Genomic DNA, 23,988 nt, shown 5'->3' with positions numbered 1-23,988 from the left:
CGCTCATCTGGTCCGACTATTGGCTGAGGGACGCCGGCCGCCGCGCATCCTTCGCAAGAACCAATTGGATTTGGGCTCTCCGTCCGCCAAGGGCAAGGCGGGCCTGGCCTTTCTTTTCGCTTCGATCGCATCCCATGCGGCGGCCGCCAGATCGGGGCCGCCGAGCCGCTTGATCGCCCTTATTCCGGTGGGGGATGTTACATTGATCTCGGTGAGATTTCCATCGATGACGTCAATGCCGACGATGACCAAGCCGCGCCGCTTCAGCTCAGGACCGATCGTCGCGCAGATTTCCTTTTCACGCTCGGTGAACTCCGTCGCCGCAGCGGCGCCGCCGCGCACCATGTTCGAGCGTATGTCGTTTTCCGCCGGCACGCGGTTCACCGCGCCGGCCGCTACGCCGTCGATGAGGATGATGCGCTTGTCGCCTTCGCTCACTTGCGGCAGGAAGCGCTGCACCACCCAGGGCTCGCGGAAAGTGACGGCGAAAAGATCGTAAAGCGAGCCAAAATTGGGGTCCTTGCGGCTGATCTTGAAGACAGCGGCGCCGCCATGGCCATGCAAGGGCTTCATCACCACTTCCCCATGCTCCTCCCGGAAGCTCTCGATCGCCTCTTTGTCGCGGGTGATGAGGGTGGGCGGCATCAGCTGCGGGTAATTCATCACGAAAAGCTTTTCCGGCGCATTGCGCACGCTCGCCGGATCATTGACGACGAGCACGGCCGGCGGCAAAAGCTCGAGCAGATGCGTCGAGGTGATATAGGCGAGATCGAAGGGCGGGTCCTGGCGCAACAGCACGACGTCGAACTCGCCGAGATCGACGCGCTTGCGCTCGCCCAAGGTGAAATGGTCGCCTTTGACGTCGCGCACCTCGATCGGCGCGGCCTGCGCCACGACGCGGCCGTCGACGAGCGAAAGCTTGTCTGGGGTGTAATAAATCAGCCGATGGCCGCGCGCCTGCGCCTCCAGCATGAGGGCGAAGGTCGAATCGCCGGCGACATTGATCTTTTCGACAGGGTCCATCTGGACAGCGACATTCAACGACATGGACGAGCTTTCTCCGGCGGAGATCGGGATTTTGCCGCTAGAGCACGTTCCGAAAAAGTTGATCGACTTTTTCGATCAGAACATGCTCCAACTCTTTGAAACTGAGCGATTCCTTTTCGATCAGATGAGTCCATCCGATCGGGAAGCGCTCTAGCATGGCGCATGGGAGAGGGAGGTTCGTCAAGCCGGCGCCGCAGCGACGGTCTCGCGGGCGCGATCGCGCTCTGCAGCTTTACGCTGAGGTCCGCGGTTTCTGGCCGATGCGGCCGATCCTGCGCGCGGACGAATGTCGTTCGGCCAGACGATTCGATCGTCTGTCTCGCCTTTAACGCTCTGCAACGGTTGGGGACGCTACGCCACCGCCTCGACGATCGCTGGCGCCGGCGCGGCTTCGATCGTGACGAGATCGCTCGCCATTGCGATGTTGAGGCTCATATTCGCGGCCTTGGCGACGAGGCCGGTGTAAAACGCCTGTATCCCATGCGCGTCGACCGAATTTTGATCCGGCGTCCCAGCGAGGAGATGCGGCACATGGCTCGCGAGCTTGGCGTTCTGGCCTCTTGCCGAGACCGCGATGCGGATCGCCTCTTCGACGCCGCCTGTAGCGACCGTGATGACCCCGCCGCGAGGGATGGCCGCGGCCGCGATCAGGCACAAATTCAAGATGAGCTTGACCTTGTTCTTCGGCATCAAGAGCCGCGGCGCATGCCATTCGAGTTGCGTCTTCTGGTCCGCCAACAGGCCGCGCGCGACCTTTTCGGCGTCGCCCGTGTCGATTGAGGCCCCGGCCGAGCCCGCCGCGCCAAAGGCCAATCGGCAGAATTGCAGACGCGCCGAAGCCGTCTCGGCGCTTTTCTTGATGAGCTCCAAGGCGAAGCCGCGCATTTCCGCGTCTTTCTCATCCTCGAGAACTTCGAGGCCATTGACGATGGCCCCGACAGGGCTGATCACGTCATGGCAAACCCGGGAGCAGAGAAGAGCCGCGAGATCGAGCGCGTCGAGGGCGAAAACCGTCATCTTGTCATCCATTTATCGCTGTGATGACCATTGCGGGGAGTGGTTCGGCCCTTGGCTGTCATTTTCGTTCAGCCCCCAGGCCGCCAGAAAGCGGGACTCGATATGAGATAGAACCAGGCTCTTAAATTTCTGTGGCTTCCAAAAGGCCTGAGACAAAAAATCCACAGGTTTCGAAGGTCGCAGCTCGGCGCGCCGAACGGCTTTCATCCTCGTCCAAAGTTCTTCCCAGGGGCTTCACGCTTTTATTAGATTTTGGCGGCGGCTCAACAAGGGCTCTACGACTGCGCTTGCGCCAGCCTGTGTCGAAAAGGTTAACGAATTCTTGAAACTGGGCGGATCGGCGGCGCATGACGCCAATGCTCGCCAAAAAGCAGAGCGGCCCCGAGCATCGCGCTCGGGGCCGCTCTGTCTTCTCTCTCGATAGGCGCCGGTCTGTTAGCCGAACTGGTTCATCGTGTTGTGAGCGCCGCCCGCCTTCAGGGCCGCTTCGCCGGCGAAATATTCCTTGTGATCATCGCCCACGTCGGAACCCGCCATGTTCTGGTGCTTGACGCAGGCGACGCCCTGGCGGATTTCCTGGCGCTGAACGTTGCGGACATAGCCAAGCATGCCCTGCTCGCCGAAATATTCCTTCGCCAGATTGTCGGTGGACAGAGCCGCCGTGTGATAGGTCGGAAGCGTGATGAGATGGTGGAAAATGCCCGCCCGCTTCGAGCCCACCGCCTGGAAGGTGCGGATGCGCTCGTCGGCCTCGGCGGCCAGATCCGTGGAATCATAGTCGACGCTCATCAGAGCCGCCCGGTCATAGGCGGACACGTCCTTGCCGGCCGCCTTCCAGGCGTCATACACCTGCTGGCGGAAATTCAGCGTCCAGTTGAAGGACGGCGAATTATTATAGACCAGCTTTGCGTTGGGAATGACGGCGCGGATGCGATCCACCATGCCGGCGATCTGCTCCACATGCGGCTTTTCGGTCTCGATCCAAAGGAGGTCGGCGCCGTTCTGCAGCGAGGTGATGCTGTCGAGCACGCAACGATCCTCGCCGGTGCCGGGACGGAACTGGTAGAGGTTGCTGGGGAGGCGCTTCGGCCGCAGCAGCTTGCCGTTGCGATTGATGATGACGTCGCCATTATGAGCGTCGCCGGGCGCGACTTCCTCGCAGTCGAGGAAGGAATTGTATTGGTCGCCGAGATCGCCCGGCTCGCGGCTGACCGCGATCTGCTGGGTGAGGCCGGCGCCGAGCGAATCCGTGCGCGTGACGATAATGCCGTCCTCGACGCCGAGCTCGAGGAAAGCGTAGCGGCAGGCGCGCACCTTGGCGAGGAAGACCTCATGCGGCACGGTAACCTTGCCGTCCTGATGGCCGCACTGCTTTTCGTCCGACACCTGGTTTTCGATCTGGAGCGCGCAGGCGCCCGCTTCGATCATCTTCTTGGCCAGAAGATAGGTCGCCTCCGCATTGCCGAAGCCCGCGTCAATGTCCGCGATGATCGGCACCACATGGGTCTGGAAATTGTCGACCGCCGTCAGCAGCTCTTGTTCCTTGGCGCTGTCGCCGGCCTTGCGGGCGGCGTCGATGGCGCGGAAGAGGCCGCCGAGCTCGCGGGCGTCCGCCTGGCGCAGGAAAGTGTAAAGCTCCTCGATCAGCGCCGGCACCGACGTCTTCTCGTGCATGGACTGGTCCGGCAGCGGGCCGAACTCGGAGCGGAGCGCGGCGACCATCCAGCCGGAGAGATACAGGTAGCGGCGGTCGGTCCCAGCGAAATGCTTCTTGATGGAGATCATCTTCTGCTGGGCGATAAACCCGTGCCAGACGCCCAGGGACTGGGTGTAAAGGGCCGGATCGGCGTCATAGGCCGCCATATCCTTGCGCATGATGGCGGCCGTATATCTGGCGATGTCGAGGCCGGTCTGGAAGCGGTTCTGCAGACGCATGCGGGCGACCGACTCAGGATTAATGCCATCCCATGCGCCGTTGTGGCGTTCGACGAGCTGCTTCACCTGGGCAATATGGCTTTGATATTCGTTGGCCTGCCCCGCCTGGGGGATCTTGCTTTGATAAGTCATCATGCGTCCCTTAGTCTGGTCTTCGAAGCCAAGCGGCCCCTCATATTTTTCTCCAAATTCGCATCAAATTCACATTAATTGACAAAATCCGCGACGGAGATGGAAGGCCAAGGCTTATATAGGCGAGAGCTTGCCTCGTCACCAAGACATTTGCCCTAGAATAAAGTTTGTGTGTAAAAAGTTTACATTGTCATCGTGTCTATAGGTAAATATATTTACACAATGAATCAAGAAAGCGCCGCGCCACGAAAAATCTTCGCCGGTCCAAGGCTCAAGCGGCTGCGGCGCGAGCGCCAGCTGACCCAGGCGCGCATGGCGGACGAGCTAGACGTCTCCCCGAGCTATCTGAACTTGATGGAGCGCAACCAGCGCCCAATTACCGTCCAGGTCCTGATCCGGCTCACCGATGTCTATGGCGTCGATCCGCGCGACTTCATGGAGACCGACGGGGAGCAGTCGGTCGGCGAGATGGAGCAAATCCTGGCCGACCCCTTGTTCCGGGAAGCGGCGGTCCCGCGCGCGGAAATGCGCGATGCGGCGGAACATTCGCCCGCGCTGCTCGCCGCCATGGTCCGGCTTTATCGCGCCTACTCCTCCGCCAGGGAGGCGAGCGAGGCCGGCGTCTTCGCCAACGCCGACCCGGACCGCGCCGAATCCTTCCTGGGCGAAAGCCCGATCGACCGGATCAGATCCATTCTGCGGGACGCTCGCAACCATTTTCCGGAGCTCGACGACGCGGCCGAGGCATTCGCCGCCGATCTTCCGGCCGGCCGCGACCTGTTCTTCGCCTTGTCCGACGACCTTCGCGCCCGCCATGGCGTTCGAGTCAGGGCGCTGCCTCTTGAGGTCATGGGCGATCGGCTGCGCTGGTATGACCACCACCGCCGGCAATTGATGATCTCCGAGGCGATGGATCAGCCCGGCCGCACCTTCCAGACGGCCTATCAATTGGCCTTGAGCGAATTCAGCGATCTCTTGAACGAGGTCGCCGCGCGGCTCGCGCCGAGCGACGACATGAGCCGAAAATTGCTCCGCGTCACCCTCGCCAATTATTTCGCCGGCGCGGTGATGATGCCCTACGCCCGTTTCCATGAAGCCGCCGAGCTGCTCGGCTATGACGTCGAGGTCTTGGCGGCCCGTTTCGGCGCAAGCTTCGAACAGGTGGCGCATCGGCTGACGACGCTCGCGCGGCCGAACGCGCGCGGCGTTCCCTTTTTCCTCGTTCGCGTCGATATTGCGGGAAATGTCTCGAAACGGTTTTCGTCCGGCCGGTTTCCCTTCGCGCATTCCGGCGGAACCTGCCCTTTGTGGAATGTTCACGCGACCTTCACCGATCCCGGCCGCATCCTGACCCAGGTCGTCGAGCTCACCGATGGATCGCAATGGTTTTCGGTCGCCCGGACGGTGCGCCGCGCGATCACGCCTTGGGGGGCGATCGAACCGCGCTTCGCGATTGGGCTTGGCTGCGAGATCAAATACGCGCGCCGCCTCGTCTACGGAAAACGCCTGGACCTCAACGCCCTGGACGCGACGCCGATCGGCGTCAATTGCCGTCTTTGCGACCGTCCCGCCTGCCCGCAACGCGCCGCGCCGCCGGCCTTGCGCACGCTGACGATCGACGAAACCATGCGCAACGTCTCGCCCTTCACGTTCAAGGATGGGTAAAGTTTAGCCAGCTGCCGCCGCTAACGATCTGTGTTGCGTCGACAACAGTTCGGCGGCAAAGAAATCAAGTCTTAGGATGCAGGAGCCAAGATTCGCTTGAGCCCGATTGCGGGCGAACGCCAAGCGTCGCGTCGGACGACGTCTCCCACATGCAAATGGATAGGACCTTATGACGTCGTTCCCGCAGACTATCCTTATGTGTCCGCCCGATCATTTCGAGGTCGCTTATGTGATCAATCCATGGATGGAAGGGCATTTTGCAAATACCGACGACGCCCTGGCGCACCGGCAATGGAACGGCTTGCGCGATGCGATAGCACAACACGCAAAACTGGCGCTGGAGCCACCGCAAAGAGATCTGCCGGATATTGTCTTCACCGCGAACGCCGGCCTCGTTTTGAGCGGGAAAGTCATCCTAAGCCGGTTCCGCAGCGTCGAGAGACGGGGCGAGGAGCCGCATAACCGCGCCTGGTTCGCGGAAAACGGCTTCAAAATTCTGGACTGGCCGCAGGATGTTCACTTTGAAGGGGCGGGCGACGCCTTATTCGATCGCGGGCAGGCCTTGCTATGGGTCGGTCACGGCTTTCGGTCGGACGCCGCGGTGCCCGCGCTTTTGGAAAAAATGCTGGGCCGCAAGACGGCGGCGCTGAATTTGGTCGATCCGCGCTTTTATCATCTCGACACATGCCTGTGCCCTTTGGAGGGCGGGCATTTGCTGTATTTTCCGGCGGCCTTCGACGAAAAGTCGCGCGCGTTGATTGAAGCTCTAATTCCTCCGGCCAAACGCATCGCGGTCGAGGAGGCCGACGCCCTGAAATTCTGCTGCAACGCCGTCGATCTGGACGGCCATGTCTTTATGAACGACGCGTCGGAAAACTTGCAGACTCGCCTGCGCGGCGCCGGCTTCACGCCGGTCATTACGCCCTTGTCGGAGTTCATGAAAGCCGGCGGCGCGGCCAAGTGCCTGACGCTCAAGCTGGTCGAGACCTAGACTCGTCAATTTTATTTTCTTGGAAACGCTTTCTCCAGCGCAAGATTGAGCTCCAAAACATTGACGCGCGGCTCGCCGAAGATCCCGAGGCTCCGAGACGTGATGTGCTGCTCTGCCAGAGCCGCGACCTGTTCCGGCGGCGCGCCGCGGGCCTTGGCCACGCGCGGCGCCTGAAGCGACGCATTCGCCGGCGTGATGTCGGGATCGAGGCCCGAGGCCGATGTCGTCAGCATGTCCGATGGCAGCGCCTTGCCGGCCAGTTCCGGCTGCGCCTGTTCGAGGGCCTCGCGATCGCCGGTCAAGCGGTCTTGTAGCGCCTTGCTCGTCGGCCCCAGATTGGAGGCCGACGTGTTCGCGGCATTATAGGGCGACGCCTTGGTCGGATCGCTCAGATCCATTGTCGCCGATGGCCGGCCGTGAAACCATTGCGGATCGCTCCATTGCTGGCCGATCAGCCGGGAGCCGATAATCTTGCCGTCGGCGCTCCTTTGAAGGCTTCCATTGGCTTGGTCGGGCATCAGGAGCTGGCCGACGCCAGTAACGGCCAGAGGGTAGGCGAAGCCGCAAAGCGCGAATGTCACCAGGGAGGCGCGCACCGCGCCGCTAACATAGCTGAACATTTCGCGTTCCTCTCAGACCAGCGGCGCAATCAGGAAATCGATCAACTTGATGCCGATAAAGGGCGCGATCAGGCCGCCGACGCCGTAGATCCACAGGTTGCGGGAAAACAAATTCGCCGCCGTCTCAACGCGAAAATGCACGCCGCGCAGCGCGAGGGGGATCAGCAGCGGAATGATCAGCGCGTTGAAGATCAGCGCCGATAGGACTGCGCTTCGCGGCGTCGCCAGCCCCATGACGTTCAACGCCGCCAGACCCGGAAGGGCGACGATGAACATCGCGGGAATGATGGCGAAATATTTCGCTACGTCATTGGCGATCGAGAAGGTCGTCAGGGCGCCGCGCGTGATCAACATCTGCTTGCCGATGGCGACGAGATCGGTGAGCTTGGTCGGATCGGAATCGAGGTCGACGAGATTGGCCGCCTCCTTCGCCGCCATCGTTCCAGAGTGCATGGCGAGGCCCACATCCGCCTGCGCCAACGCCGGCGCGTCATTGGTGCCGTCGCCGGTCATCGCAACCAGCCGCCCTTCGCTCTGCTCGCGCCGCACGAGGCGCAGTTTCTCCTCAGGATTCACTTCGGCGACGAACTCATCAACGCCCGCCTCGGCCGCGATCGTCTGGGCGGTGATCGGATTGTCGCCGGTGACCATGATGGTGCGGATCGCCATCTTCCGCAATTGCTCGATGCGCTCCCGTATGCCCGGCTTCAACGTGTCGGAGAGAACGACGATTCCGAGGATGTCGCCGTCGACGCTAATGGCGAGCGGCGTCGCTCCCATCTTGGAGACGCGATCGGCGATCGCCTGAAGATCCGCCGGGGGTGAAGCATGGAACTCATCAGCCGCATGACGAACGACGGCGCTCACCGCGCCTTTACGGATGACCCTGCCGTCTCCAAGATCGATGCCGCTCATGCGGGTCTGCGCCGAAAAGTCCAGTCCCTTCGCCTGGTCGAGACCGACCGCCGGCTCCGCGCCGCGCGCGACGCTGCATGAAATGACGGATCGGCCTTCCGGCGTCGTGTCGAAATAGGATGCGAGGAACGCGGCCTGAACCAAGTCGCTCTGCTGGACGCCAGCCACAGCGATGAAGTCATTCGCTTCGCGATTGCCGGTGGTGATCGTTCCGGTCTTGTCTAGGATCAGCGTCTGCACGTCGCCGGCTGCTTCGACGGCCTTGCCCGACATCGCCAGCACATTGAATCGCATCGTGCGGTCGATGGCGGCGATGCCGATGGCCGAGAGCAGCGCGCCAATCGTCGTCGGGATGAGCGCAACGAGCAACGCCACAAGATCGGCGATATTGATCTGCGCCTGCAGATATGCAGCTACCGGCGCGATCGACGCGACGACGATCACGAAAATCAGCGTCAGGACCGAGAGAAGCACGGTGAGGGCGACCTCGTTCGGCGTCTTCTGCCGCTTGGCGCCTTCAACGAGATGGATCATCCGATCGAGGAAGGTGTCGCCAGGATTGGTGGTGACGCGGATGAGCAGCCAGTCGGAGATGACGGTCGTTCCAGCCGTGACGGATGAGAAAATATCGGTTCCGGGCTCCTTGAGCACAGGTGCGGATTCACCTGTAATGGCCGCTTCATTGACGTAGGCGGCGCCCTCGATGACCTCGCCATCGGCCGGCATGACATGGTCCTTCTCCACGCGGACCACATCGTCCTTGCGCAGATCCCTTGCCGGGACAGTCTGCTTGCGCCCGTCATCGAGGATGCGGACGCCGACGAGGTCGGAGCGGGTCCGCCGCAACGCGGCGGCCTTCGCCTTGCCGCGTCCTTCGGCGAGCGCCTCGGCATAGTTCGCGAACCAGACCGTCAAGACAAGGATCGCCATCACAACGCCATTGTAGCCTCGAGAGGCGCTCGATGGCCCGAACAGGTTCGGCTCGATCGTCAGCGCGAGGGTCACGAGCGACCCGACCCAGACGACGAACATCACCGGATTCCGGATCTGCACGCGCGGCTGGAATTTAACGAGAGATTCCTTGAACGCCCGCCAAAACAGATCGGCGGTGTAGGCGCCTTGCGGTTGCACGCCGCGAAATTGCCGCCCGAGCGGCCCGATCTTTGCTGTGGTTTTTCGTTTTGGCGTCATGGGCGTTCTCCGGCGTCGACCCTAGGCCGAGCGCGTCAGCTAGAAGGCGACCCCGTTCTTCATGGCGAAGAACTCGGCGAGCGGCCCAAGGACGAGCGCCGGGAAGAACGTTAGCGCGCCGACGATCAGGATCGTCGCGAGCCAGAATGCGCCGAACGCGACGGTGTCGGTGCGCAGCGTGCTCGTCGTCGCCGGCGTGGTTGGCTTGCTCGCGACCGAACCGGCGACCGCCATCAGGAATATGATGGGGGGATAGCGGCCGATGAAAATGACGACGGCGAGCGCCAGGTTGAACCAGGCTGTATTGGCGTTGAGGCCGGCAAATGTCGAGCCATTGTCCGCCGCCCCGGAGGCGAAGGCGTAAAGGATTTCGGAAAAGCCGTGGATCCCGTTATTGCCGAGCGAGGACAAGGCGTAGGGCGCAACCATCGACCAGCCGGTCGGCGTGAGAATGACCAGCGGATGGATCAGCAGGGCCAGCGAGACGAGGATGATTTCCTGCTTCTCGATCTTCTTGCCGAGGAACTCGGGCGTGCGGCCGACCATCAGCCCTGCTACGAAAACGGCGATCAAGCCGTAGATCAACGCGTTGAGGAACCCTATTCCCTTGCCGCCGAACACGCATTGCAGCATCATCTGGCCCAACATCGAGACGCCGGGGAGCGGCGTGTAACTGTCATGGGCGGAGTTGACCGCGCCCGTCGTGAAGGCGGTCGTGATGTCCGCAAACAGTCCGCTGCCGGAGATGCCGAAGCGAACCTCCTTGCCCTCCATATTGCCGCCAGGCTGGTCGACGCTCGCGTTGCTTTCGATCCCGGCGCGAATAGCGCGCCAATGCGCCACAGTCGGCACGGTCGCCTCGGTCTCGATGCCGGCATGCCTGAGGATCGGCGTGCTGCGCTGCTCGGGAATGACGCAAAGCAGCAGGAAAAGAACGACCAACGAGCCCATGACGCCATAGAGCACCCAGGCCTGCCGGCGATTGCCGATCATCTCGCCAAAGGTGACGACGATCGCGGCCGGCAAAACGGCCATCAGAACCATCAGGATAATGTTGGTGACGGGCGTGGGATTCTGGAAGGGATGCGCGGCGTTGACATTGTAGAAGCCGCCGCCGTTCGTGCCGAAAAGCTCGATCGCGCCTTGCGAAGCGACGGGACCTACGACGATCGTCTGATCAACCCCTTGCAGGGTGTTCGCAGTCAGGCTCGCATCCAGGGTCTGAACCGAGCCTTCTGCGATCATCACCAGCGCCATGACGAAACAGACAGGGATCAAAACGCGCGTGAGGAAGCGGATCAGATCCCGGTAGAAATTGCCGAGGTCGGAGCCGCCGTTCGTGACGGTGAAGGCGCGAATCCACGCCATCGCCACGACGAAGCCCGTTGCGGCCGAGGTGAACATCGGAAAGGTGATGGCGCCCATTTGGCTGAAGTTGGAAAGCGTCGACTCGCCGCTATAGCTCTGCCAATTGGTGTTGGTGATGAAGCTTATCGCCTCGTTGAATGCTTGAAAGGGCTCCATCCCCGGGAAGCCCGGTTGGTTAAGCGGCAGACGATCCTGAAACGAAAAAATCGCAAAGATGATCAGCGCCATGACAAGATTGGTCGCCAGCATATGGAAGGTGTAGACCTTCCATGTCATTGCTTGGCTTGCAACCTTGCGGCCGATGAGGAAATAGATGACGTTGTCGATCGGATCGAAGAACTTGTCGAAGCCCGTCGTCTGGCCCATGACGATCCGGGCCATGTAGCGGCCTGCCGGGACGCTCAGCAGGAAGATCGCAAGCAGAGTGAAGATGATCTGCAGCCAAGCCGAGGCGGCCATAGGGACTCCTTCGAAGCTTTAAGCCTTCCGAAGCTTTAAGCCTTCGGCGCGTGCGGTCAGAATTTTTCCGGGTTTATGACCGCATAGAACAGGTAGATCACCAAAAGCGCGACAAGCATTGCGAGGGCATCTAACGCTAACATGGCGATCTCCAATTTGCTCTAGTCGGCGCGGCTGACAAGATCGCGGTTAGTTTGAGAAGATTTGGCGCTGTTTGTGGTCATCACGTCGCCGTTGTCCAACAGCGCGAGTGGCTTGGCGATGATGTTCTCGGCGAACTTGACGACGCCAAACATCGCGACATAGAGAGCGATCAGCACGAAAAACATGACAATGGTAAGCGCCATGCGACTTCCCCAAATTAAGACGGGGCGCATCCGATGGAGCGCCCGTCAAGGCATCGCAGGAAATTTGCGGAGGCTTGAACTGCTGCGTGACAGGCTGATAGCTAAACGTTTATTAAGAAGCGAGATGGAACAAGGGCGGACGAAATATAAGCTCCATAAGTCCCGGGTCCGCTTTGTCTCAAACAGGGCCGGCGACGGCCTAGCTTAGCCTTAAATGTGAATCGCCCGCTTGTCTACGGCGAGCGCGGCTTCCTTCACGGCTTCAGACATGGTCGGGTGAGCGTGGCAGGTCCGCGCCAGATCCTCGGCCGAACCGCCGAATTCCATCAGCACGACCGCCTCGGCGATCATTTCGCCGGCGCCGGCGCCGATGATGTGAACGCCGAGCACGCGGTCGGTCGCGGCGTCGGCGAGGATCTTCACGAATCCATCCATGCGCCGCATCGCCCGCGCCCGGCCGTTGGCGGTGAAGGGGAACTTCCCGACCTTATAGGCGACGCCCTTGGCTTTGAGCTCTTCCTCCGTGGCGCCGACTGTGGCGATCTCCGGCATTGTGTAGACGACGGACGGGATCGCCTCATAATTCACATGGCCATGCTGCCCGGCGATGATCTCCGCCACGGCGACGCCCTCCTCCTGCGCCTTATGGGCGAGCATGGGGCCCCGCACGACATCGCCGATGGCGTAGATTCCGGGAATGTTGGTTGCGAAATGATCGTCGATCACGACACGGCCGCGATCGAGCGCGACGCCGAGCATCTCCAAGCCGAGGCCTTGCGTGACCGGGCGGCGGCCGATCGCCACAAGGACGACATCGGCTTCGAGCTTTGACGCCTCGCCACCGGCCGCGGGCTCGATCGAAACGCTCAGCCCTGACGCCAGCTTCTCCACTTTCGCGACCTTGTGGCCGAGATGGAGCTCAAATCCTTGCTTCTGCAGGATGCGCTGAAATTGCTTGGCTGTTTCCCCGTCGAGGCCGGGCAGGATGCGATCAAGATACTCGACCACGGTCACCTTGCTGCCGAGTCGGCTCCAGACGGAGCCTAGCTCAAGCCCGATGACGCCGGCGCCGACAATGAGCATTCGGGCCGGAACCTTGGCGAGGGAAAGCGCGCCGGTTGAGGACACGATGATCTTCTCATCGATCTCGACGCCTGGAAGCTCCGTGACATCCGATCCCGTGGCGATGACGATGTTTTTCGCTGTCAGAGTCTGCGTCGAGCCGTCCTCGGCCTTCACCTCGACCTCGCCCGGCGCCCTGATCGAGGCCAGCCCGTGGAAGGCGTCGATCTTGTTCTTCTTGAAGAGAAAGGCGACGCCATTGACATTGGCGGCCACCGTCTCGTCCTTGTGCTTCATCATCGCCAAAAGATCGAGCCGCGGCTTGTCGGTGATGACGCCGAAGGCGGCGAGCTCATGCTCGGCTTCGGCGAATTTTTCCGACGCGTGGAGCAAGGCCTTGGACGGGATGCAGCCGATGTTGAGGCAGGTCCCGCCATGGGTCTTGCGCTTTTCGACGACGGCGACCTTGAGGTCGAGCTGCGCGGCGCGAATGGCGCAGACATAGCCGCCGGGGCCGGTTCCAATGACGATGAGATCGTAGGACATGTGACCCTTCAGACGTTAGCTGGCTTGCCGGAGGATGTCGGCCTGGCGTTCGGCCCGCCGGCGTAAAGAGTCCGATCCGAAATCGATCTCGTCGCCCTGGTCGTCGAGCCAATAAATCGCATGACCGAAGTTGGCGAGCTTCACCGCGCGAAAGCGCTCCTGCGAGCGCCTGAGAAAGGCGAACGCCTCGCCTTCTGAAATGACCGGCCGCAGATCGACGACCGCCTCATATCCGTCGAGCCAAACGATCTTTACGACTCCGTGAAGGATCGGCTCGACGGACTTCATGCGTATGATCTCGCTCATTGCAGCCTCTTTGGCTTCCGACCGGCCGCGGCGGCGGCCCAGGCGCTCGTCAATGCGTCCCGATTCTTTCTTGTCCAGTCAAGCACGGCCGCAAGCTTCGCCTGCGGCAATGACCCTCGCAAGACCTGCGACGGATCGATTTGGATTTGAGCCGTGAATTCAGCAAAAACTGCGTGAAAGTGCGGCGGCGGATGTTCATCGAAGTAGAATTGGATCTTGACGCCGTCGATCGTTGCGACTGTCGGCATATATAGGTCTTGCCCTAGCAATTAAATCAGCGGGAGCCTACGCGCAAACCTCAAAGATCAAGTACCAGCCGCGCCGGGTCCTCCAAAGCCTCCTTCACCCGCACCAGGAATGTCACCGCCTCCTTGCCGTCGACGATCCTGTGATCATAGGAGAGCGCGAGATACATCATCGGCCGGATCTCGATCTTGCCGGCGACCACAACTGGACGCTCTTGGATCTTGTGCATTCCGAGAATGCCCGATTGCGGCGCATTGAGGATCGGCGTCGACATCAGCGAGCCGTAAATGCCGCCATTGGTGATGGTGAACGTGCCGCCCTGCAGCTCATCGATCGCGAGCTTTCCCTCCCGCGCGCGCTTGCCGAGATCGGCGATCGCTTTCTCGACGCCGGCGAGGCCGAGCCGATCGCAATCACGCACGACGGGGACGACGAGGCCCTTGTCCGTTCCGACGGCGATGCCGAGATGGTAGTAATTCTTGTAGATGAGATCGTCGCCATCGATCTCGGCGTTGACGGCGGGGACCTCCTTCAGCGCGCTGACGCAGGCCTTGACGAAAAAGCCCATGAAGCCAAGCTTCGTCGCGTGCTTCTTCTCAAACAGATCCTTGTATTTGGCGCGCAACGCCATGACCTCGGTCATGTCGACCTCGTTGAAGGTCGTCAGCATGGCGGCGGTGTTCTGCGCGTCCTTCAGCCTTCTCGCGATGGTTTGGCGCAGCCTCGTCATGCGGACGCGTTCTTCCCGCGCCGCGTCCGATGGCGGAGCGGGGGCGCGGACCTGAACAGGGGCGGGAGCGAGCGTCGCGGCCGGAGCAGGAGCTACGGCTGGAGCCTTGGCGATGCGATCGAGGACATCGCCCTTGAGGACCTGGCCGCGCTTGCCCGATCCTTCGATGGCGGCGGCGTCGAGGCCATGATCCGCCGCGATCTTGGCGGCGGCGGGCGAGGGCGGCATGGCGGTCGGCCCGGGCGCCGGTTTCGGCGCGAGCGACGGAGCTTGCATGGCGGCAGGCGGCGCGGCCGGTTTGGCTTCGCCCTTGACCAGCGTCGCGGCGCCTTCGGCGATCTGCCCGAGCAGCGCGCCAACCTCCACCGTATCGCCATCCTTGGCCGCGATTTCCGCCAGCACGCCGGAGGCCGGCGCGTTCACCTCGAGCGTCACCTTGTCGGTTTCGAGCTCGACGATCGGCTCGTCCGCTGTCACGGAGTCGCCCGCCTTCTTGAACCAACGTCCTATCGTTGCTTCGGTGACGGATTCGCCCAAGGTCGGAACGCGGATTTCAGTCGCCATGTTCGTCACGCCTGCCGCCATGCGGCCTTTCGAGAAAGTTGCTTGCTGTGGGAAAAGAAGCGGCTCGCCGAACCCAGTTTAATCTAGGCTGCGAAAACCTCGTCCAGGATTGTCTTGAGCTGGGCCAGATGTTTCGACATCAGCCCCGTCGCCGTGGCGGCCGAGGCCGGCCTTCCGGCGTAGCGCGGCCGTTTGGTCTTGCCGCCCGCCTGGGCGAGCACCCATTCGAGATAGGATTCGACGAAGCTCCATGAGCCCATGTTCTTCGGTTCTTCCTGACACCAGACCACATCCGCCTGCTTGAAGCGCGACAGCCTCGTGGCGAGCGCCTTCAGCGGAAACGGATAGAGCTGCTCGACGCGCAACAGATAGACGTCTTCAACGCCGCGCTTCTCGCGCTCCTCATAAAGATCGTAATAGATTTTGCCGGAGCAAAGAACGACGCGGCGGATTTCTGCGTCTTGCGCGAGTCTGATCGACTCGCCGGCCAAATGCTCGGCGTCATCGGCCAGGACTCGATGGAACGACGAGCCCGCCGCCATCTCGGCGAGATTCGATACGGCGCGCTTGTGGCGCAAAAGCGATTTCGGCGTCATGAGGATGAGCGGCTTGCGGATGTCGCGCTTCAATTGACGACGCAGGATATGAAAGTAATTCGCCGGCGTCGTGCAATTGGCGACCTGCATATTGTCTTCGGCGCAGAGTTGCAGATAGCGCTCGAGCCGCGCCGAGGAATGTTCCGGCCCCTGGCCTTCGTAGCCATGCGGCAGGAGGCAGACGAGGCCCGACATGCGCAGCCATTTGCGTTCGCCCGACGAGATGAACTGATCGAACACGACCTGCGCGCCATTGGCGAAATCGCCGAACTGCGCCTCCCAGAGAACCAGCGCATTGGGTTCGGCGAGGGAATAGCCATATTCGAACCCGAGCACGGCCTCCTCCGAGAGCATCGAATTCAAGACCTCGAAATGGGCCTGGCCGTCGCGGATATTGTTCAAGGGAATATAGCGGGCTTCCGTCTGCTGGTCGATCAGGACGGAATGCCGTTGCGAGAAGGTGCCGCGCTCGCTGTCCTGGCCGGAGAGACGCACCGGATGGCCTTCATCGACGAGACAGGCGAAGGCGAGCGCCTCAGCCGTCGACCAGTCGACGCCATCGCCCGTCTCGATCATCTTGCTGCGATTGTCGAGGAGGCGGCGAATCGTGCGATGGAGCTCGAATCCTTCCGGAACCGTCGTGAGGCGCCCGCCGATCTCCTTCAGGCGCGCGAGCTCGACGCCGGTGCGGCCACGCCGGGCGTCCTCGCCGCTGGCCAGCGCCGGCTTGAGGCCCGCCCAGCGGCCATCGAGCCAGTCGGCCTTGTTCGGCTTATAGGATTGGCTGGCTTCGAACGACGTCTCGAGATGGTGGCGCCAATTCGCTTGCAGCTTCTCGACCTCGCCCATGGTCAAGACATCCTGCGCGACAAGCTTTGCGGCGTAGATTTCGAGCGTCGTCTTGTGCGAACGGATCCTCTTGTACATCAGCGGCTGGGTGAAGGCCGGCTCATCGCCTTCATTATGGCCGAAGCGGCGATAGCAGAACATGTCGATGACGACGGGCTTGTGGAATTTCTGCCGGAACTCGATTGCGACCTTGGCGGCGTAGACCACGGCCTCTGGGTCGTCGCCATTGACGTGAATGATCGGCGCCTCGATCATTTTGGCGGTGTCGGACGGATAGGGCGAGGAGCGCGAATGGCGCGGCGTGGTGGTGAAGCCGATCTGATTGTTGATGATGAAATGGATCGAGCCGCCGGTCCGATAGCCCTTCAAGCCGGAGAGGCCGAAACATTCGGCAATCACGCCTTGCCCGGCGAAGGCCGCGTCGCCATGGATGAGCAAGGGCAGCACCCTGGTGCGATCGACAATGTCGCATAACTGATCCTGCTTGGCGCGAACCTTCCCGAGCACGACAGGATCGACGATCTCGAGATGCGACGGATTCGCGGTCAAGGAGAGATGGACCTTGTTGTGGTCGAAATCGCGGTCGGACGACGCGCCGAGGTGATATTTGACGTCGCCCGAACCTTCGACCTCTTCCGGCGTGAAGGAGCCGCCTTTGAACTCGTGAAAGATCGCGCGATGCGGCTTGCCCATGACTTGCGAGAGGACATTGAGGCGGCCGCGATGGGCCATGCCGAGCACGATGTCCTTGACGCCCAAGGCGCCGCCGCGCTTGATGATTTGCTCGAGCGCGGGCACCATGGCCTCGCCGCCGTCCAGGCCGAAACGCTTGGTGCCGGTATATTTCAGGTCGAGGAATTTCTCGAAGCCCTCGGCCTCGACGAGCTTGTTCAGGATGGCGCGCTTGCCCTCCTTGGTGAAGGTGATCTCCTTGCCGGGGCCCTCGATCCGCTCCTGCATCCAGGCCTTTTCGCCTGGATCCGATATGTGCATGAACTCGAAGCCGATCGTGCCGCAATAGGTGCGGCGCAAGATCTGCAGCATTTCGCGGACGGTCGCATATTCGAGGCCGAGGACATGATCGAGGAAGATCTTGCGATCGTAATCGGCCTCGGCGAAGCCATAGGTCGCGGGATCGAGCTCTTCATGGCCATTCGGCGATTCCAACCCGAGCGGGTCTAAATTGGCGTGGAGATGGCCGCGCATGCGATAGGCGCGGATCATCATCAAGGCGCGCACCGAGTCGCGCGTCGCGCGCAGGAGATCGGCCTGCGAAACCGCGCCGGCGCCGCTGGCCTTGGCCTCCAGCTTGGCGGCGATCTGCTTTTCGGTTGCGGCCCAATTGCCGTCCAGCGCGGAGACCAGTTCGCCATTGGCGGCGACCGGCCAGTTCGGCGCCTTCCAATGCGGGCCATGCGCGTTTTTTTCGATCGCCGCGCGATCATCGTTCATTTGGTCGAAGAATTCGCGCCATTCAGGATCGACGGAGGCGGGATCGCGCCGATAGGCGTCCTGAAGCTGTTCGACGTAAGCGGCGTTGCCGCCATAGAGAAACGAAGTCCGCGCGAATTTGGCGTTAGGCGCCGAGCGGCCGTTGCCCGCGCCGCCCGAACCGTTTACTGCGCCATTTGTATCTTGCCGGGCCATCGTCATCTCCGTCGAGGCGGAAGCGCGTTCCGGCCGCATGCGGTCGGAATCAGCTTCCTCCTGTTGATTTTAAGCCATTTTCTTGTCGCGAACGCCTGTCCGCTCCTCGGAAAATCCAGCGAGACGCTTTCAACTCCGCAGGTTCGCCGGGCATGTCCGTTTGGTTCGCTTCCGCCACCCAGTCAGAGCAAACCGGCCTTCCAGCAAAATCCGATCAAGTCGAAACGGATCTTGCGATCGAATTTTTGCTCGAGCATGTCCTGGAAAAGTTGACCGACATTTTCGATCAGGGCAAGCTTCGGCGTATTGATCTGGCGCAGTTCGGCGTCAGTAGGGCGATGGCGAATCGCGAACTGCGCCGGGAGCGCTTTTCCTCAGCCTAGAGCGCTTCCCGATCAGATGGAATCATCTGATCGAAAAGGAATCGCTCAAATTCAAAGAGTTGGAGCATGTTCTGATCGAAAAAGTCGATCAACTTTTTCGGAACATGCTCTAACAGCAATAATCCATTCAAAAAATTCAAGCCTCTGTTATTTCGCCTGAAGCGTCCAGTGGAGCGTCAGCGTTGCAAGAGCTCGACGAGCGTCCGGCCGAGCCGCGCGGGCGACGCCGAGACCCGGACGCCGGCGGCCTCCAGCGCCGCGATCTTGTCTTCCGCGCCGCCCTTGCCGCCAGCGATGATTGCGCCGGCATGACCCATGCGCCGGCCGGGCGGCGCGGTGCGGCCGGCGATGAATCCGACGATCGGCTTCTTGCGGCCGCGCTTTGCTTCGTCCGCGATGAATTGCGCGGCGTCCTCCTCGGCGGATCCGCCGATCTCGCCGATCAGGATAATCGACTTGGTGTCGGGATCGCCCAGGAACATTTCGAGGATCTCGATGAAGTCCAGCCCTTTCACCGGATCGCCGCCAATTCCGACAGCGGTGGTCTGGCCGAGGCCTTCACGGGTGGTCTGAAACACCGCTTCATAAGTCAAGGTCCCCGAGCGCGAGACGACGCCGACCGAACCTTTCTTGAAAATATTGCCGGGCATGATGCCGATCTTGCATTCGCCGGCGGTCATGACGCCGGGGCAGTTCGGCCCGACCAGGCGCGACTTCGTGCCGGAAAGCGCGCGTTTGACCTTGATCATGTCGCCGACCGGAATGCCCTCCGTGATGCAGACGATCAGCGGAATTTCGGCGTCGATGGCTTCGCAGATCGCGTCGGCCGCGGCCGGCGGCGGAACATAAATGACGCTGGCGTCGGCGCCGGTGGCCTCGCGCGCCTCGACGACCGTGTCGAAGACCGGCAGGCCAAGATGCGTCGCGCCGCCCTTGCCGGGCGATGTGCCGCCGACCATCCGGGTTCCGTAGCCGATCGCCTGCTCGGAGTGAAACGTGCCGTTCTTGCCGGTAAAGCCCTGGCAGATGACCTTCGTTTGCCCGGTGATGAGAATCGACATTTTTCCTAAGCCTTCCCGACCGCGCTGACGATCTTTTGCGCGGCGTCGTCGAGGTCGTCGGCGGCGATGACGTTGAAGCCGGACTCGGCGATGATCTTCTTGCCGAGGTCGACATTGGTGCCTTCGAGCCGCACGACAAGAGGCGTCTCGAGGCCGACCTCCTTCACCGCCGCGATCACGCCTTCGGCGATGACGTCGCATTTCATGATCCCGCCGAAGATGTTGACGAGGATTCCCTTCACCTTGGGGTCCGCGGTGATAATCTTGAACGCGGCCGTCACCTTGTCCCTGGTGGCGCCGCCGCCGACGTCGAGAAAATTGGCGGGCTCCGCGCCGTAAAGCTTGATGATGTCCATCGTCGCCATGGCGAGGCCGGCGCCGTTCACCATGCAGCCGATCTCGCCGTCGAGCGCGACATAGTTCAGATCATGTTTCGACGCTTCGATCTCCTTGGCGTCCTCTTCGGTTTCGTCACGCAGGGCGACGATCTCGGGATGCCGGTAAAGCGCGTTCGAATCGAAGGAAATCTTGGCGTCGAGACATTTGAGCAGTCCTTCCGACGAGACGACGAGCGGATTGATCTCGAGCATCGCCATATCCTTGGCGACGAAAGCCGCGTAAAGCTGCGCGGTGAGCTTCTCCGCTTGCTTGGCGAGATCGCCGGAAAGGCCCAGGGCCTTGGCGACGGTCCGGCCGTGATGCGGCAGCGCCCCGGTGACCGGATCGATCGAAAAGGCGACGATCTTCTCCGGCCTGTGATGCGCGACTTCTTCGATGTCCACGCCGCCTTCGGTCGATACGACAAAAGCTACGCGGCTCGTCGAACGGTCGACCAGAAGCGACAGATAGAACTCCTTTTCGATGTCGGAGCCGTCTTCGAGATAGAGCCGATTGACCTCTTTGCCGGCGGGGCCGGTCTGCGCAGTCACCAGGGTCCTGCCGAGCATCTGGCTGACGAAGGTCTCGACTTCCTCGACCGATCTGGCGAGGCGCACGCCGCCCTTGTCGCCGGCCTCCGGCTCCTTGAACTTTCCCTTGCCCCGGCCGCCGGCATGGATCTGCGATTTCACGACCCACAGCGGACCGCCAAGCTCTTTCGCGGCGGCTCCGGCGTCGCTCGCCTTCAGCACCGGAACGCCACGCGAAACCGGGACGCCGAATTCCCTGAGAACGGCTTTGGCTTGGTATTCGTGAATGTTCATTTCGACTTCTCTTTTAGGCCGCGCCAATGCCGCGGCGCCGGTCGAGATCCTGGAGCCGATTTCCTCCCAGGCCGCCTCCAAAGGGCTTGCCTTTTTGTTCAATCAATCGATCGCCGTCTGGGCGAAGATAATGGTTCAACCGAAACCAATGGCGCTCGAACTCGAGCTTATCAACTTACCGGCGCCTCGGGCGAAATCGAGTTCGGCACGTCGAATCCTCGAATCTATATTAAGGGCGGCGCATGGTCCCATTAATGCAAATCTTCGGCCTCGAATGAGATCCCTGGCGAAGGCGCTGCGGCAAATGAAATCAGCTTGCAAGGGCCGGGTTGATGGCCTTGCAGGCTTCGACGAGTCCGCGCACCGAGGCCACCGACTTGTCGAACATCTGGCGCTCGGTGGGATCGAGCTTGACCTCGACGATTCTTTCAACGCCATCGGCGCCGATGACCACCGGCACGCCAACATATAGATTGTCGACGCCATATTCGCCATTGAGCTTCGCCGCGCAGGGAAGCACGCGGCGCTTGTCCTTGAGATAGGATTCGGCCATCGCGATGGCGGATGCGGCCGGCGCGTAGAAAGCCGAGCCCGTCTTCAAGAAATTGACGATCTCGCCGCCGCCCTTGCGTGTCCGCTCCACGATCGCATCGAGCCTCGCCTGCGTCGTCCAGCCGATGTCGACAAGGTCCGGCAAAGGAATGCCGGCGACGGTCGAATAGCGCAAGGAGGGCACCATATCGTCGCCATGGCCGCCGAGGACGAAAGCGGTGACGTCTTCGACCGAGACCTTGAATTCCTCGGCCAGGAAATGGCGGAACCTGGCCGAATCGAGAACCCCCGCCATGCCGACGATCTTTTGCGCCGGCAATTTCGCGGATTTCTGCAGCGCCCAGACCATGGCGTCGAGGGGATTGGTGATGCAGATCACGAAGGCGTCCGCAGCATATTGCCTGATGCCTTCGCCGACCGCCTCCATGACCTTCAGATTGATGCCGAGCAAATCGTCGCGGCTCATTCCGGGCTTGCGCGGCACGCCGGCGGTGACGATGACGACGTCGGCGCCCGCGATCGCGGAATAGGCGTTGGCGCCCACGAGACTCGCATTGAATCCATGGATGGGCCCGGATTCGGCGAGATCGAGCGCCTTGCCTTGTGGCGTGCCTTCGGCGATGTCAAAGAGGACAATGTCCCCGAGTTCCTTGAGAGCGGCGAGGTGAGCGAGGGTTCCGCCGATCTGACCTGCTCCGATCAATGCGATCTTGCTGCGCGCCATTTTCTTGCCTTTCCTTGTCGGCCGCCGAACCGGGAAGGATCGGGAAAAAGGTTGTGCTGAATATTGGAGGCTTGTTCAACCCAGTTGAGGCGCAAAAACGGCGGCAAGATTGGCCATAGGAAGGGAACGGGCGGACGCTTCTTAGAAAACCCCTTTGTTTTCTGCATGTTAAGGAACAGCCGCGCAGTTCGGGAGATTTGCTTCGAGAGGCAAATTCAGGGTTCGAATGAGAGATTCGATCATTGGCATGATAGCTGAACTCCGCTATCGCGGCTAGCGTATTTGCGTTCGCAACAGGCGCGTTCGATCGATTGAGCGGAAGCGCGTCTGATATAGATAAATTCGATCGACGCCCTAGGCGTTTATCTTCTGGCGCGAATTGTTCGTCACGTTTCGACCAGCCCGCTCGCGTCGCCCGAGCCGAATGAATTGAGCGAACCATGCGGCAGGCCGAGATAGGCGGCCGAGCGCATTTCGATGAGGCGCGAGGCCGTCCGCGCGAATTCATGGGCTTCGCGCCCTTGCGCAGCTTGGTAAAGGTCGGCCGGCTCAGCCTCTGCGGATGCGATGAGCTTCACATGCCGGTCGTAGAGCGTATCGATCAGCGTGATGAAGCGGCGGGCTTCGTTTCTCTGCGCCGCTTCGAGCGCGGGAATCGAATCGACGATCACCGTATGGAATTGCCGGGCGATGGCGAGATAGTCCGCCGGACCGAGGGCCGCCGCGCAAAGATCGGTGAAGGAAAACCGGGCCACATTGGCGAGCGCCTCGGGCACGGCGAGCGCGCGGCCGAGCACGTCGAGCGTCATCGGCAGGCCGCGCTCGGCGCCGGTCAGCGCCTTGAAGGCGCTCGTCAGCGCCGCCGCCGACTTCGCGTTCGGCGGGACATGATAGACCACGCGGTCCTGCAGCTTTTCGAGCCGGAAGTCGGCGCGAGCCTCGAGCCGCACGACCTCCATCTTGTCTTCGATGAGGCTGATGAAGGGCAGAAAGAGCGCGCGATTGAGCCCATCCCTGTAAAGCTCATCGGGCTTCACGTTCGAGGTCGCCACGATAACGACGCCGCGCGCGAACAAAGCCGCAAAGAGTCGCCCGAGGATCATGGCGTCGGCGATGTCGGTGACGTTGAACTCGTCGAAGCAAAGCAGCGAGCTCGTCTCGGCGATCGCATCCGCGGCGGCCGCGATTGGATCGTCGCATTTTCCGGCGCCCCGCCGCGCGTCTTGACGCAAGAGCTCTTGGCGAAGGGCATGGATGCGCGCGTGGACATCGGCCATGAAGGCGTGAAAATGGACCCGGCGCTTGCGCGCGACTGGCGCAGCCTCGAAAAACAGATCCATCAGCATGGTCTTGCCGCGTCCGACCGCGCCCCAAATGTAGAGCCCGCGAAGGGGCGCGGCAATTGGCTTGGGGCGCAACAGCCGGCCGATGGACTTCGATCTTTGCGCCCGCGAATCGCTGGCGAGGGAGCTTCGCAATTGGTCGAGCTTACGTAAGACTACGTCCTGGCCATTGTCGCGCTCGATGTCGCCTCGGGTCACTTTTTCGGCATAACGATCGAAAAGCGAGATCGACACCAGAACCTCTAGGAAAAGCGCTATGCGTTGGAGGGGTCGTAGCTGCCGCGCCATCGAGCGCGAGCGCGGCTTCATCCTTTTTTATCTGGGCTGTGACGGCAAATCCACTATTTGCGTCAGCCGCGCTCTAGTATCGACGCGCGGCAAAATGGAATCGAACGAACCTTCGGCGTTGCATCGACCGAGCAAAAAGCGCGTTGGCGCCGATCCTGCCTTTTTGTTTTCGCAATCGGAAAATACGATTTTGTAAAGCTTG

20 protein-coding genes are annotated in these 23,988 nt (G+C 61.5%); 3 read left to right on the top strand and 17 right to left on the bottom strand.

Annotation, left to right across the window (positions count from 1 at the left end; genetic code table 11):
- Positions 1-3 precede the first annotated feature (3 nt).
- From gshB to RZS28_RS04645, 3 genes are all read right to left on the bottom strand, one after another.
- The gene (gene gshB / locus RZS28_RS04655) at positions 4-1,047 is read right to left on the bottom strand and encodes a glutathione synthase (RefSeq protein ID WP_407340163.1); all 1,044 of its coding nucleotides are present in this window, start codon (positions 1,045-1,047) and stop codon (positions 4-6) included.
- A gap of 351 nt (positions 1,048-1,398) precedes the next feature.
- Positions 1,399-2,064, bottom strand: coding sequence for a histidine phosphotransferase ChpT (gene chpT / locus RZS28_RS04650; protein WP_407340161.1), 666 nt, complete (start codon positions 2,062-2,064; stop codon positions 1,399-1,401).
- 435 nt (positions 2,065-2,499) lie between these two features.
- Complete coding sequence (locus tag RZS28_RS04645; protein WP_407341045.1) at positions 2,500-4,131, bottom strand: isocitrate lyase; 1,632 nt, start codon at positions 4,129-4,131, stop codon at positions 2,500-2,502.
- Between the two features lie 222 nt (positions 4,132-4,353).
- Between RZS28_RS04645 and RZS28_RS04640 the strand changes: the two genes are divergently transcribed.
- A complete protein-coding gene (locus tag RZS28_RS04640) occupies positions 4,354-5,796 on the top strand; it encodes a short-chain fatty acyl-CoA regulator family protein (protein ID WP_407340159.1) in 1,443 nt (480 codons plus the stop codon).
- Positions 5,797-5,965: 169 nt separating this feature from the next.
- Positions 5,966-6,787, top strand: a complete 822-nt coding sequence (locus RZS28_RS04635; protein ID WP_407340157.1) for a dimethylarginine dimethylaminohydrolase family protein — start codon at positions 5,966-5,968, stop codon at positions 6,785-6,787.
- A gap of 11 nt (positions 6,788-6,798) precedes the next feature.
- On the opposite strand, the gene kdpC is transcribed toward RZS28_RS04635, so the two are convergent.
- The 10 genes from kdpC to RZS28_RS04585 form a co-directional block, all read right to left on the bottom strand.
- Positions 6,799-7,407: a potassium-transporting ATPase subunit KdpC gene (gene kdpC / locus RZS28_RS04630; RefSeq protein ID WP_407340156.1), complete on the bottom strand. Its 609-nt coding sequence runs from the start codon at positions 7,405-7,407 to the stop codon at positions 6,799-6,801.
- A 12-nt stretch (positions 7,408-7,419) separates the two neighbouring features.
- Complete coding sequence (kdpB, locus tag RZS28_RS04625) at positions 7,420-9,513, bottom strand: potassium-transporting ATPase subunit KdpB (protein ID WP_407340154.1); 2,094 nt, start codon at positions 9,511-9,513, stop codon at positions 7,420-7,422.
- A gap of 39 nt (positions 9,514-9,552) precedes the next feature.
- Positions 9,553-11,340 carry a potassium-transporting ATPase subunit KdpA gene (gene kdpA, locus RZS28_RS04620; protein WP_407340152.1) on the bottom strand — a complete coding sequence of 596 codons (1,788 nt, stop codon included), beginning with the start codon at positions 11,338-11,340 and terminating at the stop codon, positions 9,553-9,555.
- Positions 11,341-11,396: 56 nt separating this feature from the next.
- Positions 11,397-11,459 carry a K(+)-transporting ATPase subunit F gene (gene kdpF, locus RZS28_RS04615; protein WP_407341044.1) on the bottom strand — a complete coding sequence of 21 codons (63 nt, stop codon included), beginning with the start codon at positions 11,457-11,459 and terminating at the stop codon, positions 11,397-11,399.
- 42 nt (positions 11,460-11,501) lie between these two features.
- Complete coding sequence (locus RZS28_RS04610; RefSeq protein WP_407340150.1) at positions 11,502-11,687, bottom strand: hypothetical protein; 186 nt, start codon at positions 11,685-11,687, stop codon at positions 11,502-11,504.
- 210 nt (positions 11,688-11,897) lie between these two features.
- Positions 11,898-13,295, bottom strand: coding sequence for a dihydrolipoyl dehydrogenase (gene lpdA / locus RZS28_RS04605; RefSeq protein ID WP_407340148.1), 1,398 nt, complete (start codon positions 13,293-13,295; stop codon positions 11,898-11,900).
- Positions 13,296-13,310: 15 nt separating this feature from the next.
- Positions 13,311-13,601 carry a hypothetical protein gene (locus tag RZS28_RS04600; RefSeq protein WP_407340146.1) on the bottom strand — a complete coding sequence of 97 codons (291 nt, stop codon included), beginning with the start codon at positions 13,599-13,601 and terminating at the stop codon, positions 13,311-13,313.
- Positions 13,598-13,849, bottom strand: coding sequence for a DUF4160 domain-containing protein (locus RZS28_RS04595; RefSeq protein ID WP_407340144.1), 252 nt, complete (start codon positions 13,847-13,849; stop codon positions 13,598-13,600). Before RZS28_RS04595 ends, RZS28_RS04600 begins: the two co-directional genes overlap by 4 nt.
- Positions 13,850-13,899: 50 nt before the next feature.
- Entirely contained in the window at positions 13,900-15,141 is a 1,242-nt protein-coding gene (gene odhB, locus RZS28_RS04590; RefSeq protein WP_407340142.1) for a 2-oxoglutarate dehydrogenase complex dihydrolipoyllysine-residue succinyltransferase, read from the bottom strand.
- Between the two features lie 83 nt (positions 15,142-15,224).
- Entirely contained in the window at positions 15,225-18,233 is a 3,009-nt protein-coding gene (locus RZS28_RS04585) for a 2-oxoglutarate dehydrogenase E1 component (RefSeq protein WP_407340140.1), read from the bottom strand.
- Positions 18,234-18,385: 152 nt separating this feature from the next.
- Between RZS28_RS04585 and RZS28_RS04580 the strand changes: the two genes are divergently transcribed.
- Positions 18,386-18,616 (top strand): hypothetical protein, encoded by a 231-nt coding sequence (locus RZS28_RS04580; protein ID WP_407340138.1) that lies wholly within the window; start codon positions 18,386-18,388, stop codon positions 18,614-18,616.
- Between the two features lie 176 nt (positions 18,617-18,792).
- Here the strand turns inward: RZS28_RS04580 and sucD are convergent, their stop codons facing one another.
- The 4 genes from sucD to zapE form a co-directional block, all read right to left on the bottom strand.
- A complete protein-coding gene (sucD, locus tag RZS28_RS04575; RefSeq protein ID WP_407340136.1) occupies positions 18,793-19,677 on the bottom strand; it encodes a succinate--CoA ligase subunit alpha in 885 nt (294 codons plus the stop codon).
- A gap of 5 nt (positions 19,678-19,682) precedes the next feature.
- Positions 19,683-20,879: an ADP-forming succinate--CoA ligase subunit beta gene (sucC, locus tag RZS28_RS04570; RefSeq protein ID WP_407341043.1), complete on the bottom strand. Its 1,197-nt coding sequence runs from the start codon at positions 20,877-20,879 to the stop codon at positions 19,683-19,685.
- A 310-nt stretch (positions 20,880-21,189) separates the two neighbouring features.
- The gene (gene mdh / locus RZS28_RS04565; RefSeq protein ID WP_407340134.1) at positions 21,190-22,155 is read right to left on the bottom strand and encodes a malate dehydrogenase; all 966 of its coding nucleotides are present in this window, start codon (positions 22,153-22,155) and stop codon (positions 21,190-21,192) included.
- Positions 22,156-22,541: 386 nt separating this feature from the next.
- Entirely contained in the window at positions 22,542-23,732 is a 1,191-nt protein-coding gene (zapE, locus tag RZS28_RS04560; RefSeq protein ID WP_407340132.1) for a cell division protein ZapE, read from the bottom strand.
- Positions 23,733-23,988 lie beyond the last annotated feature (256 nt).

Source organism: Methylocapsa polymorpha (assembly GCF_045689225.1).
Taxonomy (GTDB): Bacteria; Pseudomonadota; Alphaproteobacteria; order Rhizobiales; family Beijerinckiaceae; genus Methylocapsa; species Methylocapsa polymorpha.
Note: the sequence above shows the minus strand (reverse complement) of the source record. Positions and strands in the feature narration are given on the sequence as shown.